The following is a 15,214-nucleotide window of genomic DNA, read 5'->3' on the forward strand; positions in this document are numbered from 1 at the left end:
TAGGGCTTGCCTGCGAAGGCGTCGGCCCAGCCAAAAGTAATCAAAAGGTCCTCGCCCCAACACTCGGTGCCTCGCCTAGGCTCGGCATGCCCACTCCGGCTTTGCAGCGTGTTTGACGGGGCGCCCCAGATCGAGATCAAGAGCGCGGCGGCCTTGGAGCCGGCCGGTATGGTTTGCCGAACGCTGTACACAGTGTGGGAGTAGGCTTGCTCCTTCTCTGGATTGCGGCCAGATTCATAAATGTCACCAGCCTGTGACATTTACCTTCCGCTTCGTTACTTGCCCCTTTCGCGCCCTTGTTTAGACTCCGGTTATCCCACAAAAAATAATAAGGGCCACCCATGACCACGCAACCACTGCCTGCCAGCAGTTGGCTGAACGCGCCTGCCCATCACGCCTGGCTTGCCGCCGAAGGTCAGCGCCTGCTTTCATTCGCCAAGGCCTCACGCCTGCCTGACGGTTTTGGCAACCTCGATGACAAAGGCCAACTGCCGGCCGACGCCCGCGCCGAAACCATGAACACCGCCCGCATGACCCACAGCTTCGCCATGGCCCATGCCATGGGGTTGCCCGGCTATGCAGAGCTGGTGGCTCACGGCGTGGCCGCCCTGAGTGGCCCGCTGCGCGACAGCGAGCACGGTGGCTGGTTTGCTGCGCCCGATGCCTGCGATGGCGATAGCGGCAAGGCTGCCTATCTGCACGCCTTCGTCGCGCTCGCAGCCAGCTCGGCCACCGTGGTCGGTGCGCCCGGCGCGCAGAACCTGCTCAACGACGCGATCCACATCATCGATCAGTTCTTCTGGAGTGAAGAGGAGGGCGTGATGCTCGAGTCCTTCGCCCGGGACTGGAGCGGCGTTGAAGCCTATCGCGGCGCCAACAGCAACATGCACGCTACCGAAGCCTTTCTTGCCCTGGCCGATGTCACCGGCGACACGCGCTGGCTGGACCGCGCGCTGCGCATTGTCGAACGGCTGATCCACACCTTTGCGGCCGGCAAACAGTTCATGGTGATCGAGCATTTCGACGCTCACTGGAAACCACTGCCTGCCTATAACGAAGACAACCCCGCCGACGGCTTTCGTCCCTACGGCATCACGCCGGGCCACGGGTTCGAGTGGGCGCGGCTGCTGTTGCATCTGGAGGCCGCGCGCCTGCAGGCCGGGCTGGCCACGCCGGACTGGCTGGTGAGCGACGCTAAAGGTCTGTTCGCCAGCGCCTGCGAATACGCCTGGGCCGTGGATGGTGCGCCGGGCATCGTCTACACGTTGGATTGGAACCACCGTCCGGTAGTGCGCGAGCGCCTGCACTGGACCCATGCCGAAGCAAGTGCCGCTGCCCAGGCCCTGCTCAAGCGTACCGGTGAGTTGCATTACGAAATTTGGTATAGACGCCTTTGGGAGTTCTGCGAAACTCAGTTCATCGACCGTGTCCACGGCAGCTGGCACCATGAACTGAGCCCGCATAACCAGCCCAGCAGCAGGATCTGGGGTGGCAAACCGGACCTCTACCATGCCTGGCAAGCGGTGGTGCTGCCTGCACTGCCGTTGGCACCGAGCATGACGACCGCATTGAACACCGGGTGCTATGTCACAAGGTGGTGACATTTGTGCATCCCTTTGTTACCTGCGCTTGCAAAATCGATGTTTAAACTCCGTGCAGCGCAAGCTCTAGACTTGCATGCATAACAACAAGAAAAGGTATTCAGATGAACGCGATTAATCGCCTCGCCCTAGCTATTTCCGTTGCCTCGTTGTTTCCCCTCAGTGCATTTGCCGCCGACTCCAAAGGTACGGTTGAAGTCGTGCATTGGTGGACCTCGGGTGGTGAAAAAGCGGCTGTGGATGTCTTGAAGGCCCAAGTCGAGAAAGACGGCTTCACCTGGAAAGACGGCGCCGTCGCAGGTGGCGGTGGCGCCACTGCCATGACCGTGCTGAAAAGCCGCGCGGTAGCCGGCAACCCGCCAGGCGTTGCCCAGATCAAAGGCCCAGACATCCAGGAATGGGCATCCACCGGCTTGCTCGACACCGACGTCCTCAAGGACGTGGCCAAGGAAGAGAAGTGGGATTCCCTGCTCGACAAGAAAGTCTCCGATACCGTGAAGTACGACGGTGACTACGTGGCCGTCCCGGTGAACATACACCGTGTGAACTGGCTGTGGATCAACCCGGAAGTCTTCAAGAAAGCCGGCATCACCAAAAACCCTACCACTCTCGAAGAATTCTACGCAGCCGGCGACAAGCTGAAAGCTGCGGGCTTCATTCCGCTCGCCCACGGTGGCCAGCCTTGGCAGGACAGCACCGTATTCGAAGCCGTGGTCCTGTCGGTGATGGGCGCCGACGGCTACAAGAAGGCTTTGGTTGACCTCGACAACGCGGCGCTGACCGGTCCGGAAATGATCAAGTCGCTTACCGAGCTGAAGAAAGTCGCGACCTACATGGACGTCGACGGCAAAGGCCAGGACTGGAACCTGGAAGCGGGCAAGGTCATCAACGGCAAGGCTGGCATGCAGATCATGGGTGACTGGGCCAAGTCCGAATGGACCGCCGCCAAGAAAGTCGCCGGCAAGGACTACGAGTGCGTAGCCTTCCCGGGCACCGACAAGGCCTTCACTTACAACATCGACTCCCTAGCGGTGTTCAAACAGAAAGACAAAGGCACTGCGGCTGGTCAGCAGGACATCGCCAAAGTCGTACTGGGTGAAAACTTCCAGAAAGTGTTCAGCATCAACAAGGGTTCGATCCCTGTGCGCACCGACATGCTGACGCAAATGGACAAGCTGGGCTTCGACTCCTGCGCCCAGACCGCCGCCAAGGACTTCCTGACAGACGCCAAGTCCGGCGGCCTGCAGCCAAGCATGGCGCACAACATGGCGACCACGCTCGCGGTGCAGGGTGCGTTCTTTGACGTCGTGACCAACTACATCAACGACCCGAAAGCTGATCCGGCCGACACGGCCAAGAAGCTGGGTGCTGCGATCAAGTCGGCCAAGTAAGCTGCACGCTGCAAGTTAACAGCTGCACGTGGTGTCTTGCCGCTTGTAGCTTCTAACTTGCAGCTGCCTTTATTCTTCTATTGGATTTTCCCATGAGTTCTGTTGCTGTGTTCAGCAAGGCCTCGCCGTTCGATGCTCTGCAGCGCTGGCTACCCAAACTGGTGCTGGCGCCGAGCATGTTCATCGTTCTGGTGGGCTTCTACGGCTATATCCTGTGGACGTTTGTTCTTTCGTTCACCACGTCCACGTTTCTGCCCAACTACAAATGGGCGGGTCTTGCGCAGTACGAGCGGTTGTTCGACAACGATCGCTGGTGGGTCGCAAGCAAGAACCTGGCGCTGTTTGGTGGCATGTTCATCGGTATCACCCTGGTAATCGGCGTAACCCTGGCGATTTTTCTCGACCAGAAAATCCGCCGCGAAGGGTTCATCCGCACTATTTATCTGTACCCGATGGCGCTCTCGATGATCGTCACCGGTACTGCCTGGAAATGGCTGCTCAACCCGGGCATGGGCCTGGACAAACTGCTGCGTGACTGGGGCTGGGAAGGCTTCCGCCTGGACTGGCTGATCGACCCCGACCGCGTGGTCTATTGCCTGGTGATCGCCGCCGTGTGGCAAGCCTCGGGCTTTATCATGGCGATGTTCCTCGCGGGCCTGCGGGGTGTCGACCAGTCGATCATCCGCGCCGCGCAGATTGACGGCGCCAGTTTGCCGCGCATCTACTGGAGCGTGGTGCTGCCCAGCCTGCGCCCAGTGTTCTTCAGTGCCGTGATGATTCTCGCGCACATCGCGATCAAGAGCTTCGACCTGGTCGCGGCCATGACCGCCGGCGGTCCCGGCTACTCGTCCGACCTGCCCGCAATGTTCATGTATTCGTTCACTTTCAGCCGTGGCCAGATGGGCATGGGCTCTGCCAGTGCAATCCTGATGCTCGGTGCGATCCTCGCGATCATCGTGCCTTACCTCTACTCCGAGCTGAGGACCAAGCGTAATGACTAGTCTCGCTAACAAACCGGCGATCAGCCTGAGTCGCATCGCCATCTATGCGGTGTTGATCCTCGCTGTATTGCTCTACCTGGTGCCGTTGGTGGTGATGCTGCTGACCAGCTTCAAGACCCCGGAAGACATCAGCACCGGCAACCTGCTGAGCTGGCCCACCGTGGTCACCGGCATCGGCTGGGTCAAGGCCTGGGCCACGGTGGATGGCTACTTCTGGAACTCGCTGAAGATCACCGTTCCGGCCGTACTGATCTCCACGGCGATTGGCGCACTGAACGGCTATGTGCTGTCGTTCTGGCGCTTCAAAGGCTCGCAGTTGTTTTTCGGCCTGCTGCTGTTCGGCTGCTTCCTGCCGTTCCAGACCGTCCTGCTGCCGGCCTCGTTTACCCTCGGCAAGATGGGTCTGGCCAGCACCACCACGGGCCTGGTGTTCGTGCATGTGGTCTATGGCCTGGCGTTTACCACCCTGTTCTTCCGTAACTACTACGTGAGCATTCCGGACGCGCTGATCAAGGCCGCCCGCCTGGACGGTGCCGGTTTCTTCACTATCTTCCGTCAGATCATTCTGCCAATGTCGACGCCGATCATCATGGTCTGCCTGATCTGGCAGTTCACCCAAATCTGGAACGACTTCCTGTTCGGTGTGGTGTTCTCCAGCGGTGACTCCCAGCCCATCACGGTGGCGTTGAACAACCTGGTCAACACGAGCACCGGGGCCAAGGAATATAACGTGGATATGGCGGCGGCGATGATCGCCGGGCTGCCGACCCTGCTGGTCTATGTGATCGCAGGCAAGTATTTCGTGCGCGGCCTCACGGCCGGCGCGGTCAAGGGGTAATCATGGCTACGCTTGAACTTCGCAATGTAAACAAGACCTATGGCGCCGGCCTGCCCGACACCTTGAAGAACATCGAACTGTCGATCAAGGAAGGCGAATTCCTGATTCTGGTCGGCCCTTCAGGGTGCGGTAAATCCACCCTGATGAACTGCATCGCGGGCCTGGAGACCATCACCGGCGGCGCGATCATGATCGGTGACCAGGACGTCAGCGGCATGAGCCCCAAGGACCGCGACATCGCCATGGTGTTTCAGTCCTACGCGCTGTACCCGACCATGAGCGTGCGCGAGAACATCGAGTTCGGCCTCAAGATCCGCAAGATGCCCCAGGCCGATATCGACGCCGAAGTGGCGCGCGTGGCCAAGCTGCTGCAGATCGAGCACCTGCTCAACCGCAAGCCGGGCCAGCTCTCCGGTGGTCAGCAACAGCGTGTGGCCATGGGTCGTGCGCTGGCGCGTCGCCCGAAGATCTACCTGTTCGACGAACCGTTGTCCAACCTCGACGCCAAGCTGCGCGTCGAGATGCGTACCGAAATGAAGCTGATGCACCAGCGCCTGAAAACCACCACCGTGTACGTCACCCACGACCAGATCGAAGCGATGACCCTGGGCGACAAGGTCGCGGTGATGAAGGACGGCATCATCCAACAATTCGGCACGCCGAAAGAAATTTACAACGACCCTGCTAACCTATTTGTGGCAAGCTTTATCGGTTCACCACCCATGAACTTCGTTCCCATGCGCCTAAAACGCAAAGACGGTCACTTGGTTGCGCTGCTCGACAGCGGCCAGGCCCGCTGCGAATTGCCGCTGAGCATGAACGACACGGGTCTGGAAGACCGCGATGTGATCCTGGGCCTGCGCCCGGAGCAAATCGTGCTGGCGACGGGTGAGGGCAATGGGGTGTCGAGCATTCGTGCCGAAGTCCAGGTCACCGAGCCCACTGGCCCGGACACCCTGGTGTTCGTGCAACTCAATGACACCAAGGTGTGCTGCCGTCTTGCACCGGACGTGGCACCCCAAGTGGGGGAGACGCTGACCCTGCAATTCGACCCGGCCAAGGTCTTGTTGTTCGACGCCAACACCGGCGAGCGCTTGGGCACCGCTTCTTCATTGCCCGCACAGGGGCATGCCGACAATGTGGCCCAATTCAAAGGTCGCTGAAGCGGTTAACCTGTTGTTTTGATTGAAAAAATGTAACCCGCGTTAGATAAAAACAGTTTAATAACAATAAAGACGAGGATGTAGGGATGAAAAAGCAACACAACAACACTCGACTGCTCTGCCAACTGTCCGCAGCAGCAGCCCTGGTATTGTCCGCCAATGCGATGGCGGCCGATGCATTCAGTGCCGATTCCAAGTGGATGACCGGCGATTGGGGTGGCGAGCGTACCAAGCTGATCGAGCAAGGTATCGACATCAAGGCTGACTACGTGGGCGAGATGGGCTACAACGCCCACGGCGGCTTCAACGACGACAAGACCGGTCGCTACTCCGACCAGTTCGGTCTGGGCGTTGCGCTGGATCTGCAAAAGCTGTGGGGCTGGGACAACACCCAGGCCAAGATCCAGCTGACCAACCGTAATGGCCAGAACATCTCCAACGACCGCATTGGTGACCCGCGTGCCGGCACGCTGAGTTCGTCCATGGAAGTCTACGGCCGTGGCCACATGGTGCGTCTGACCCAGTTCTGGATCCAGCACCAGATGTTCGACAACAAGCTGGACGTAAAACTCGGTTACTTCGGCGAAGGCGAAGACTTCAACACCTTCCCGTGTGACTTCCAGAACCTGTCGTTCTGCGGCTCGCAAGTGGGTAACTACGTGAGCACCTGGTACAACTGGCCAGTCAGCCAGGCGGCCATCCGTGTGAAATACAACATCACGCCTGAGCTGTATGCGCAGATCGGCGCCTACAACCAGAACCCGTCGCAGTTGGAGCACGGCAACGGCTTCAAGCTCAGCGGCAGCGGCACCAAGGGCACCGTGATTCCGGTGGAATTGGTCTGGTCGCCGAAGGTCAACAACCTGCCGGGCGAATACCGTGTGGGCTACTACAAGAGCGCGGCCGATGCAGCCGACGTTCGTGAAGACGTGAACGGCAATGACGCGGGCACCACCGGCGCTGCCTTCCGTACCCACAGCAGCAAGAAGGGCTACTGGTTCGTTGCGCAACAGCAACTGACTACCCACAACGGTGACGCTTCCCGTGGTCTGAACATCGCGGCCAACGCCACGTTCCACGACAAGGAAACCAACCTGGTCGACAACTATCAGTCGATCATGCTGGTGTACAAGGGCCCATTCGATGCACGTCCTAAAGACGACATCGGCATCGGCGCTGCGCGTCTGCACGTCAACGACGACGTGCGCAAGAACGCTGAACTGGTCAACGCCTCCAACGGTTTCACTGACTACGACCAGGCAGGCTTCGCGCCACTGCGTTCTACCGAATACAACTACGAAATCAACTACGGCTTCCACGTTACCAACTGGCTGACCGTGCGTCCCAACCTGCAATACGTCACTCACCCAGGTGGCGTGGATAAAGTCGACAACGCGGTAGTCGCCGGCCTGAAAATTCAGTCGGTGTTCTAACCCTGCTGCGATAAGCTCCTCTCTCTGTGCGCATTTTGCGGGTAGCCATGGCTATCCGCTTTTTTTTGGGTTGCACTGTGAAATTCAGGACCGTGGCACATGCATGAGCATCCGCTGCAACGCTTTTTCAAATCCCTGCGCGAACGTCCGGTGTTCGCCTGGGAGCGCTTTCAGATGCGCGATGTATTGGTGATCGACCATCCGCTGTGCCAGGCAGTGTTCAGTCGTCAGGGCGCGCAATTGCTGCATTTTCAACCCGCCGGGCAAAAGCCCTGGCTGTGGTGCGCGGCCAAGTGGCCGCAGGTCGGCGCCATTCGTGGCGGCGTGCCGGTGTGTTGGCCGTGGTATGGCCGGCATCCGAGTGAAAACGCGTGGCCGTCCCATGGCTGGGCGCGGCTGATCGACTGGAAACTGCTCGAGAGCAGCAGCGCCGAAGATGGCGTGCGCCTGCACTGGCAATTACAGCTGTGCGACTGGCAGGTGGACCTGCACGCCCATCTGGGCGATACCCTGGAACTGCGCCTGAGCACCGAGCATCAGGACGAGTTGCCGTGCCAGTTGAGCCATGCGTTGCACGCTTACTGGCGTATTGGTCACGTTGATGAGGTAGCGCTGTCTGGGCTCGATGGCGCGCAAGGCTATGACCAGCTCAATCGTCAGGTTTGCCAGCAGGAAGGTGAGCTGCGGGTGGACGGCGGCTGTCAGCGGGTGTTCCAGCACGAAGGTGAATTGCAGCTCAAAGACCACGCCTGGCAACGCGAGTTGTGCATCGACACGGGCGAGAGCGCCGATACGGTGGTGTGGCACCCGGGCAGCCGGCCGCTGCTGGGCGTCAGTTTTAACGAGGCTTCCGGGTTTGTGTGTGTGGAGTCAGCGATGGCGGCGGCCTGCCTGGCGCCGGGGGAGAGGGCGCATTTGAGTTTGCAGGCTCGGGCTGGGGTTTAGCGTTGTTTCTTATGGCGCCATCGCAGGCAAGCCAGCTCCCACAGTTGGAATGCATCTCCCTTGTGGGAGCTGGCTTGCCTGCGATGACGCCGGTACTGCCGGTAGAGATCTCTGCTTAGTTGAACTCATCCCCCACCGGATACCGGCTGTCATTCAAACTCTCTTTGATCTTGCGCAGATGCGGCTGAAAATCCACCCCGCGCCGTAATGTCATGCCGGTCGCCAGTACATCCAGCACCGTCAACTGGATGATCCGCGACGTCATCGGCATGTAGATGTCCGTGTCTTCCGGCAACGGGATGTTCAGGCTCACCGTGCTGGCCTTGGCCAGCGGCGAGTTCTCGGCGGTCACTCCCAGCACCGAGGCGCCGTTTCCGCGAGCGATACGCGCCACTTCCACCAGCTCACGGGTACGCCCGGTGTAGGAAATAATCACGAACAGCTCGCCCGTGTGCGCCACCGACGCGATCATGCGCTGCATCAGCACGTCGGCGTGGGCGGTGACCGACAGATTGAAACGGAAAAACTTGTGCAGGGCGTCCATGGCCACTGGTGCCGAAGCGCCCAGGCCAAAGAAGTGAATCTGCCGCGCCTGAATCAGCAAATCCACGGCCTTGCTGATCAGAGCCGGGTCAAGGGCCTGACAGGCGCTGTCCAGCGACGCAATGGCGCTGCCAAAAATCTTCTGCGTGTAGGCCTCCGGGTTATCATCGGCTTCCACCGCGCGGCTGACATAGGCCGCGCCGCTCGCCAGGCTTTGCGCCAGCTGCAATTTAAGTTCAGGGTAACCACTGACGCCGAACGAACGGCAGAAGCGGTTGACCGTCGGTTCACTGACCGAGGCGGCCTGGGCAAGGGCGGCGATGGAGAAGCGGGTCGCCTGCTGCGGGTTGAGCAGGATGACCTCGGCGACTTTTTTCTCGGCCTTGTTCAATTCTTCGAGGCGGTTCCGGATCTGTTCCAGAAGATTTCGCACGCGGTCCATTCAGTCTTTCCTTCGGGCGACGATGCAAATAAAAAAGCGGTAACCAATCGATGAGTGGCTTTTCGCGGTGGCCTATCCTACTGAGGGTAGCTGAACACCACCACTCGGAATGCGTAATTCGGGAAAATGTTGTGGTTATTACTACATTTTTCCTTGAGTGATACCTTGAAAAAAGGTATTTGTAGCTTAACTTGATAAAAGAACAAACATCATGCCTTCGATAACCGTAGAACCCTGCACCTTTGCCCTGTTTGGCGCCTTGGGTGATCTGGCGCTTCGCAAGTTATTTCCTGCCCTCTATCACCTCGACGGCGCCGATCTGCTGCACGACGACACGCGCATCCTGGCCCTGGCCCGTGAGGCCGGTTCCGAGCAGCAGCATCTGGCCCATATCGAAACAGAATTGCGCAAGTACGTCGGCAAGGCGCTGGATGAGAACGTGGCCCAGCGTTTCCTGGCGCGCCTGACCTACCTGCATGTCGACTTCATGAAGGCCGACGACTACGTGGCCCTGGCCGAAAAGGTCGGCAGCGAGCAACGCCTGATCGCCTACTTCGCCACCCCGGCGGCGGTGTATGGCGCGATCTGCGAGAACCTGTCCAGGGTCGGCCTGGCGGACAACACCCGCGTGGTCCTGGAAAAACCCATCGGTTCGGACCTGGAATCCTCGCGCAAGGTCAACGATGCCGTGGCGCAGTTCTTTCCGGAGAACCGCACCTACCGCATCGACCACTACCTGGGCAAAGAGACCGTCCAGAACCTGATCGCGCTGCGGTTCGCCAACAGCCTGTTTGAAACCCAGTGGAACCAGAACTACATCTCCCACGTGGAAATCACCGTGGCCGAGCAGGTCGGTATCGAGGGGCGCTGGGGCTATTTCGACAAGGCCGGCCAACTGCGCGACATGATCCAGAACCACCTGCTGCAGCTGCTGTGCCTGATCGCCATGGACCCGCCGGCCGACCTGTCCGCCGACAGCATCCGCGACGAGAAGGTCAAGGTGCTCAAGGCCCTGGCGCCGATCAGCCCGGAAGGCCTGACCACTCAGGTGGTGCGCGGCCAATACATCGCCGGCTACAGCGCCGGCAAGCCAGTACCGGGTTACCTGGAAGAAGAGAACTCCAACACCCAGAGTGACACCGAAACCTTCGTCGCCCTGCGTGCCGATATCCGTAACTGGCGTTGGGCCGGGGTGCCGTTCTACCTGCGCACTGGCAAGCGCATGCCGCAAAAGCTGTCGCAGATCGTCATCCACTTCAAGGAGCCGTCCCACTACATCTTCGCCCCCGAGCAGCGCCTGCAGATCAGCAACAAGTTGATCATCCGCCTGCAGCCGGACGAGGGCATTTCCTTGCGCGTGATGACCAAGGAGCAGGGCCTGGACAAGGGCATGCAACTGCGCAGCGGCCCGCTGCAGCTGAATTTTTCCGACACCTACCGCAGCGCACGGATTCCCGATGCCTACGAGCGGTTGCTGCTGGAAGTGATGAACGGCAATCAGAACCTGTTTGTCCGTAAAGATGAAATCGAAGCCGCGTGGACGTGGTGTGACCAGTTGATCGCCGGGTGGAAAAAATCCGGTGATGCGCCCAAGCCGTACGCGGCGGGTTCCTGGGGGCCGATGAGCTCGATTGCACTGATCACGCGGGATGGGAGGTCGTGGTATGGCGATATCTGAATTGAAACTGCCTCAGGGCGTAACGGCCCATGAGTACCGCACGCCGGCGCTGCTGGCGGACGGCCTGGCCAATGACGTGGCCGAACAACTGCGCACGGCCATCAGTGCCCGTGGCGAGGCCACCCTGGTGGTGTCCGGTGGCCGCAGCCCGGTGGCGTTTTTCCAGCAGTTGGCCAAGCAGGGGCTGGACTGGTCCAGGGTTACCATCACCCTGGCGGACGAACGCTGGGTGCCGGTGGAGCATGCCGACAGTAACGCCGGCCTGCTCAAGCAGCACCTGTTGCAGGGCCCGGCCGCCAAGGCCAAGTTTCTGAGCCTCTACAGCGCTGCGGCCAATCTTGAAGACGCTGCCGAGCAGGCCGACCGTCTGTTGGGCGAATTGCCCGGCATTGATGTGCTGGTGCTCGGCATGGGCGATGACGGTCACACCGCCTCGCTGTTCCCCGACAGTCCGAACCTGCACGACGCGCTGGCGCCGGACGGTACCCGCCGTTGCTGGCCAATGCTGGCGCCGACCGTGCCCCATCAGCGCCTGACCATGAGTCGCGCGCTGCTTGCCACGGCGAACTACACCGTGCTGTCGATTTCCGGCAGCTCCAAATTGACCACCTTGAGCGCCGCGCTGGCCAGTGACGACGTTGCTGCCATGCCGATTCGCGCGTTTTTGCAACCTACATTAGAGATTTACTGGTGCCCATGAGCCAAGGATCAGCCGCTATGAAAAGCCCTCAACCGACCGTTTCCATGGCGGACAAAGTTGCCCTGATCGACAGCCTCTGCGCCAAGGCGCGGATCCTGCCGGTGATCACCATCGCCCGCGAGCAGGACATCCTGCCGCTGGCCGATGCCTTGGCAGCCGGTGGTTTGACCGCACTGGAAGTGACCCTGCGTTCCGAGTTCGGCCTCAAGGCCATTCAGGTGCTGCGCGAGCAACGTCCTGAACTGTGCACCGGTGCTGGCACTGTGCTCGACCGTCAGATGCTCGACGCGGCCGAAGTGGCCGGTTCGCAATTCATCGTCACCCCCGGCATCACCCGTGATCTGCTGGAAGCCTCGGTGCACAGTCCGATCCCGCTGCTGCCAGGCATCAGCAATGCGTCCGGCATCATGGAAGGCTATGCCCTGGGTTATCGCCGCTTCAAGCTGTTCCCCGCCGAAGTCAGCGGCGGTGTGGCGGCAATCAAGGCGCTGGGCGGCCCGTTCGGCGAAGTGAAGTTCTGCCCTACCGGCGGTGTGGGTCCGGCCAATATCAAGAGCTACATGGCGTTGAAAAACGTGATGTGCGTGGGCGGTAGCTGGATGCTTGACCCGGAGTGGATCAGGAACGGCGACTGGGCACGTATTCAGGAAGTCACCGCACAAGCGCTGGCCCTGCTGGACTGATCGGATGTAAAGAATCGTTGTTGCTGTGCTTAACGGCATTTTTGCGGCGCACTTGGTCGGTGTGCCGCTTTTTTTTGCCTGTAAAAAACCTCAAGGTCACACATGCCTGATGTGCAAGAGGGCTAGTGTGGGAGGGGGCTTGCTCCCTCCCACATTTCAGTCCGTGGCTAGTTGAGTGATCGCGTTGATCAGGACAGTGATGTCTTCAGCGCAGGTCACCACCCCCGGCGTCACCCGAATACACGTGCCAAACGCCGTACCTACGCGGGTCGTGGTAAACAGGCCGTGCTCCTTGAGCAGACGCTCCACCATCACCTGTTGATCTCGCCCGATAAACTTGAACGCGGTGATACCGCAATACAGACGCGGATCGTCCGGCGTGAGCACCTCGATTCCGGGCAGCGACCGCACCTGACTCACCCACATGTCCCTCAGGTAATTGACCCGCGCACCTTTGGCCGCCGCGCCACCCAGCCCGTGATGTTCTTCCAGCACCAGCGGCAGGGTCATCAGCGCAGGAAAGTTGGGTGTGCTGTAGGGCGTGCGTGCACGCACGTCAGTGGCGGGGTAGTGACACTCGCCCATGTCCGGGTCGATATCGGCCAGGCGCTCGGGGGCGATATAGAGGAAGCCCAGGGTCAGTGGCGCGCCGATCCACTTGTGCAGGTTGAAGCCGGCAAAGCTGATGCCCAGTTCGGCGAGGTTGAAGTCGATCTGGCCCAGTGCGTGGGCACCGTCCAGGATTACATCCACGCCGTGCGCCTGCGCGGCCCTGGCGATGGTTTCGACGGGCATCACCAGGCCGGTACGGTGGGTGACATGGGTCAACGCCATGAGCTTTACGCGCGGATACTGCACAAATGCCTCGCCATAGGTGTGCACCAAACTGTCGAAACTGGCCGGATGAAAGTGGGTGATTTCGATCACCTCCACGCCCCGGTAGCCCGCCAGCCAGCGCATCGCACCCTTGACCGTGTCGTATTCAAGGTCGCTGATCAGCACCTGATCGCCCGGTTGCAGGCGGTTGTAATTGCGGATCAGAGATTGCAGCGCTTCGGTGGCGTTGCGGGTAAACGCTATCGCCTGCGGGTCGGCGTTGATCGAGTCGGCCAATTGGCGGCGGATGGCGTCGTTGTCACCGCGCTCGAAGCGTTGGCGCACATGCAGCGAGTTGCTGCGGTTGATGAACGCCACATGCTCCAGATACTGCGCCTGCACTGCGCGGCTCATGCGCCCGAAGTAGCCGTTCTCCAGATTGATGGGGCCGGGCTCCTGCTCATAGCGCTGAGCGATGCTGTGCCAGTAGTGTTCGTTGTTTGCATTCCCTGGCATGGCGAAACTCCTAATGGCGAGGGGCGGGTTTGCCGTGTTTGGCGCGTAGCGGTTCCAGCAGGTCGGCCAGGCCGTTGCTGTCGATTTCCTGCATCAATGCCAGCAGGCCGCCCAGCTCGCCATGGGGGAAGCCTTCGCGGGCGAACCAGTTGAGATAGGGGCCAGGGAGGTCGGCGATGATCCGGCCCTTGTATTTGCCGAAGGGCATTTGACGGGTGATCAGCAGTTCGAGTTTTTCCGGGTTCATGGCGATCTTGGACGGTCCAGACAATGACAGTGAAAATACAGGCATTCTGCATGAAGGCCAAAGGACAGATCATGCAAATAACATAGACACAGATGGTTCAATAATTCATAACGCCTTGATTTTAAAGTGAAATATATTTTTCAAAAAGCTGGCACGGACACTGCAATTACCCTTGCATCCTTTTAAACCTGCCATAAGGAATTGAAAAATGACTGACATCAATAAAGAATCCATCTCCGTACTGAACGACCTGATCGAGACCAGCATTGACGGTCAGAAAGGTTTTAAAGAGTGCGCTGAAGACATCAAGCACCCGGAGCTGAAGGCGCTGTTCGCCAAGCGTTCCGCTGATTGCGCCACCTCTGCCGCAGAGCTGAAAACCGCCGTACGTGCTCTGGGCGGTGATCCGGAAGATTCCGGCAGCGTCGCTGGCGCTCTGCACCGTGGCTGGGTCGACGTGAAGTCGATGGTCACTGGTAAAGACGAAGAAGCGGTACTGAACGAAGCCGAGCGCGGTGAAGACCACGCCCTGAAGGCCTACCGCGAAGCGATCGAGAAGATCAACAAGCACAACCTGCTGGGCATTCGTGACCTGGTTGAGCGTCAGTACCACGGCGTGCAACGCAACCACGACCAGGTGAAAGCCCTGCGTAACCAGGCTCGCGCCCAGTCGTAAGCACTGCGCTGTAACCCGATGCGGGAGGGGCTTGCCCCCTCCCGCATTTTTTTGCGTTGGATTTGCACTCAGCCAATGCTGATCGGCGGCAATGGGGTCAGTGTTAATTCAAGCTGCTTGCGGGGCGCGATGATCTCCGCTTCGCCATCCACCACCAGTTCGTCGTGCTGGTTGAATACGCGGGTGGCTATGCGTACGCGAAACTTCGGCAGTTTCTCCAGAATCTCCAGGCGCACCGTCAGCGTGTCGCCGATCTTTACCGGCTTTTGAAAACTCATTTGCTGGCCCACATAGATGGTGCCCGGCCCAGGCAACTCGCAGGCCACGGCCGCGCTGATCAGTGCGCCGCTGAACATGCCGTGGGCGATGCGCTCCTTGAACATGGTGGTCTTGGCGTATTCGGCATCCAGGTGCACCGGGTTGTGGTCACCGGACATGGCGGCGAACAGCTGGATATCGCGCTCTTCGACGGTCTTGCTGTAGCTGGCGGTCTGGCCGACTTCGAGGGCTTCGTAAGGAGTGTTGGTTACCTGGGTCATCT

The 15,214-nt window shown here is 59.9% G+C and carries 15 protein-coding genes; 11 read left to right on the forward strand and 4 right to left on the reverse strand.

The features are described 5' to 3' along the window. Positions 1-341 precede the first annotated feature (341 nt). The 7 genes from TU75_RS17995 to TU75_RS18025 all read left to right on the forward strand — a co-directional run bounded on the left by TU75_RS17995 (position 342) and on the right by TU75_RS18025 (position 8,372). Positions 342-1,601 carry a D-mannose isomerase gene (locus tag TU75_RS17995; RefSeq protein WP_003237787.1) on the forward strand — a complete coding sequence of 420 codons (1,260 nt, stop codon included), beginning with the start codon at positions 342-344 and terminating at the stop codon, positions 1,599-1,601. 104 nt (positions 1,602-1,705) lie between these two features. Further along, positions 1,706-2,992: an ABC transporter substrate-binding protein gene (locus TU75_RS18000; RefSeq protein WP_003237789.1), complete on the forward strand. Its 1,287-nt coding sequence runs from the start codon at positions 1,706-1,708 to the stop codon at positions 2,990-2,992. Positions 2,993-3,084: 92 nt separating this feature from the next. Further along, complete coding sequence (locus TU75_RS18005) at positions 3,085-3,993, forward strand: carbohydrate ABC transporter permease (protein ID WP_003237790.1); 909 nt, start codon at positions 3,085-3,087, stop codon at positions 3,991-3,993. After that, positions 3,986-4,831, forward strand: a complete 846-nt coding sequence (locus TU75_RS18010; protein ID WP_003237791.1) for a carbohydrate ABC transporter permease — start codon at positions 3,986-3,988, stop codon at positions 4,829-4,831. Before TU75_RS18005 ends, TU75_RS18010 begins: the two co-directional genes overlap by 8 nt. 2 nt (positions 4,832-4,833) lie before the next feature. Continuing rightward, a complete protein-coding gene (locus tag TU75_RS18015) occupies positions 4,834-5,994 on the forward strand; it encodes an ABC transporter ATP-binding protein (RefSeq protein ID WP_003237793.1) in 1,161 nt (386 codons plus the stop codon). Between the two features lie 86 nt (positions 5,995-6,080). Beyond that, the gene (locus TU75_RS18020; protein ID WP_057007124.1) at positions 6,081-7,427 is read left to right on the forward strand and encodes a carbohydrate porin; all 1,347 of its coding nucleotides are present in this window, start codon (positions 6,081-6,083) and stop codon (positions 7,425-7,427) included. Positions 7,428-7,526: 99 nt separating this feature from the next. Then, positions 7,527-8,372: a D-hexose-6-phosphate mutarotase gene (locus TU75_RS18025; RefSeq protein WP_060549670.1), complete on the forward strand. Its 846-nt coding sequence runs from the start codon at positions 7,527-7,529 to the stop codon at positions 8,370-8,372. Between the two features lie 115 nt (positions 8,373-8,487). Here TU75_RS18025 and TU75_RS18030 read toward each other — a convergent pair whose 3' ends face one another. Continuing rightward, positions 8,488-9,348, reverse strand: coding sequence for a MurR/RpiR family transcriptional regulator (locus TU75_RS18030; protein ID WP_169895723.1), 861 nt, complete (start codon positions 9,346-9,348; stop codon positions 8,488-8,490). Positions 9,349-9,568: 220 nt separating this feature from the next. Here TU75_RS18030 and zwf point away from each other — a divergent pair, with 220 nt between their 5' ends. From zwf to TU75_RS18045, 3 genes are read left to right on the forward strand one after another with little or no spacing between them, the layout of a single operon-like run. Then, entirely contained in the window at positions 9,569-11,035 is a 1,467-nt protein-coding gene (gene zwf / locus TU75_RS18035; protein ID WP_060549671.1) for a glucose-6-phosphate dehydrogenase, read from the forward strand. Beyond that, positions 11,022-11,735 carry a 6-phosphogluconolactonase gene (pgl, locus tag TU75_RS18040; protein WP_003237804.1) on the forward strand — a complete coding sequence of 238 codons (714 nt, stop codon included), beginning with the start codon at positions 11,022-11,024 and terminating at the stop codon, positions 11,733-11,735. The genes zwf and pgl overlap by 14 nt, the downstream gene beginning before the upstream one ends. Positions 11,736-11,752: 17 nt before the next feature. Continuing rightward, the gene (locus TU75_RS18045) at positions 11,753-12,418 is read left to right on the forward strand and encodes a bifunctional 4-hydroxy-2-oxoglutarate aldolase/2-dehydro-3-deoxy-phosphogluconate aldolase (RefSeq protein ID WP_003237806.1); all 666 of its coding nucleotides are present in this window, start codon (positions 11,753-11,755) and stop codon (positions 12,416-12,418) included. 156 nt (positions 12,419-12,574) lie between these two features. On the opposite strand, the gene TU75_RS18050 is transcribed toward TU75_RS18045, so the two are convergent. Both TU75_RS18050 and TU75_RS18055 read right to left on the reverse strand, forming a co-directional pair. Then, positions 12,575-13,750, reverse strand: a complete 1,176-nt coding sequence (locus tag TU75_RS18050; RefSeq protein ID WP_060549672.1) for an aminotransferase class V-fold PLP-dependent enzyme — start codon at positions 13,748-13,750, stop codon at positions 12,575-12,577. A 10-nt stretch (positions 13,751-13,760) separates the two neighbouring features. Beyond that, positions 13,761-13,997, reverse strand: coding sequence for a DUF3820 family protein (locus TU75_RS18055; RefSeq protein ID WP_003237810.1), 237 nt, complete (start codon positions 13,995-13,997; stop codon positions 13,761-13,763). 208 nt (positions 13,998-14,205) lie between these two features. Here TU75_RS18055 and TU75_RS18060 point away from each other — a divergent pair, with 208 nt between their 5' ends. Then, positions 14,206-14,673 carry a ferritin-like domain-containing protein gene (locus tag TU75_RS18060; RefSeq protein ID WP_003237812.1) on the forward strand — a complete coding sequence of 156 codons (468 nt, stop codon included), beginning with the start codon at positions 14,206-14,208 and terminating at the stop codon, positions 14,671-14,673. Positions 14,674-14,741: 68 nt separating this feature from the next. Here TU75_RS18060 and TU75_RS18065 read toward each other — a convergent pair whose 3' ends face one another. Next, positions 14,742-15,212, reverse strand: coding sequence for a MaoC family dehydratase (locus TU75_RS18065; protein ID WP_003237814.1), 471 nt, complete (start codon positions 15,210-15,212; stop codon positions 14,742-14,744). Positions 15,213-15,214 lie beyond the last annotated feature (2 nt).

Origin of the sequence: Pseudomonas poae, from assembly GCF_001439785.1 — a bacterium.
Classification (GTDB): Bacteria; Pseudomonadota; Gammaproteobacteria; order Pseudomonadales; family Pseudomonadaceae; genus Aquipseudomonas; species Aquipseudomonas poae.

What these genes read in the sequence shown, in the direction of transcription:
- TU75_RS18005 (WP_003237790.1), top strand. Translation starts at nt 3,085, where the DNA reads ATGAGTTCTGTTGCTGTGTTCAGCAAGGCCTCGCCGTTCGATGCTCTG.
- pgl (WP_003237804.1), top strand. Translation starts at nt 11,022, where the DNA reads ATGGCGATATCTGAATTGAAACTGCCTCAGGGCGTAACGGCCCATGAG.
- TU75_RS18055 (WP_003237810.1), bottom strand. Translation starts at nt 13,997, where the DNA reads ATGAACCCGGAAAAACTCGAACTGCTGATCACCCGTCAAATGCCCTTC.
- TU75_RS18025 (WP_060549670.1), top strand. Translation starts at nt 7,527, where the DNA reads ATGCATGAGCATCCGCTGCAACGCTTTTTCAAATCCCTGCGCGAACGT.
- TU75_RS17995 (WP_003237787.1), top strand. Translation starts at nt 342, where the DNA reads ATGACCACGCAACCACTGCCTGCCAGCAGTTGGCTGAACGCGCCTGCC.
- TU75_RS18010 (WP_003237791.1), top strand. Translation starts at nt 3,986, where the DNA reads ATGACTAGTCTCGCTAACAAACCGGCGATCAGCCTGAGTCGCATCGCC.
- TU75_RS18015 (WP_003237793.1), top strand. Translation starts at nt 4,834, where the DNA reads ATGGCTACGCTTGAACTTCGCAATGTAAACAAGACCTATGGCGCCGGC.
- TU75_RS18045 (WP_003237806.1), top strand. Translation starts at nt 11,753, where the DNA reads ATGAAAAGCCCTCAACCGACCGTTTCCATGGCGGACAAAGTTGCCCTG.
- zwf (WP_060549671.1), top strand. Translation starts at nt 9,569, where the DNA reads ATGCCTTCGATAACCGTAGAACCCTGCACCTTTGCCCTGTTTGGCGCC.
- TU75_RS18060 (WP_003237812.1), top strand. Translation starts at nt 14,206, where the DNA reads ATGACTGACATCAATAAAGAATCCATCTCCGTACTGAACGACCTGATC.
- TU75_RS18000 (WP_003237789.1), top strand. Translation starts at nt 1,706, where the DNA reads ATGAACGCGATTAATCGCCTCGCCCTAGCTATTTCCGTTGCCTCGTTG.
- TU75_RS18050 (WP_060549672.1), bottom strand. Translation starts at nt 13,750, where the DNA reads ATGCCAGGGAATGCAAACAACGAACACTACTGGCACAGCATCGCTCAG.
- TU75_RS18020 (WP_057007124.1), top strand. Translation starts at nt 6,081, where the DNA reads ATGAAAAAGCAACACAACAACACTCGACTGCTCTGCCAACTGTCCGCA.
- TU75_RS18065 (WP_003237814.1), bottom strand. Translation starts at nt 15,212, where the DNA reads ATGACCCAGGTAACCAACACTCCTTACGAAGCCCTCGAAGTCGGCCAG.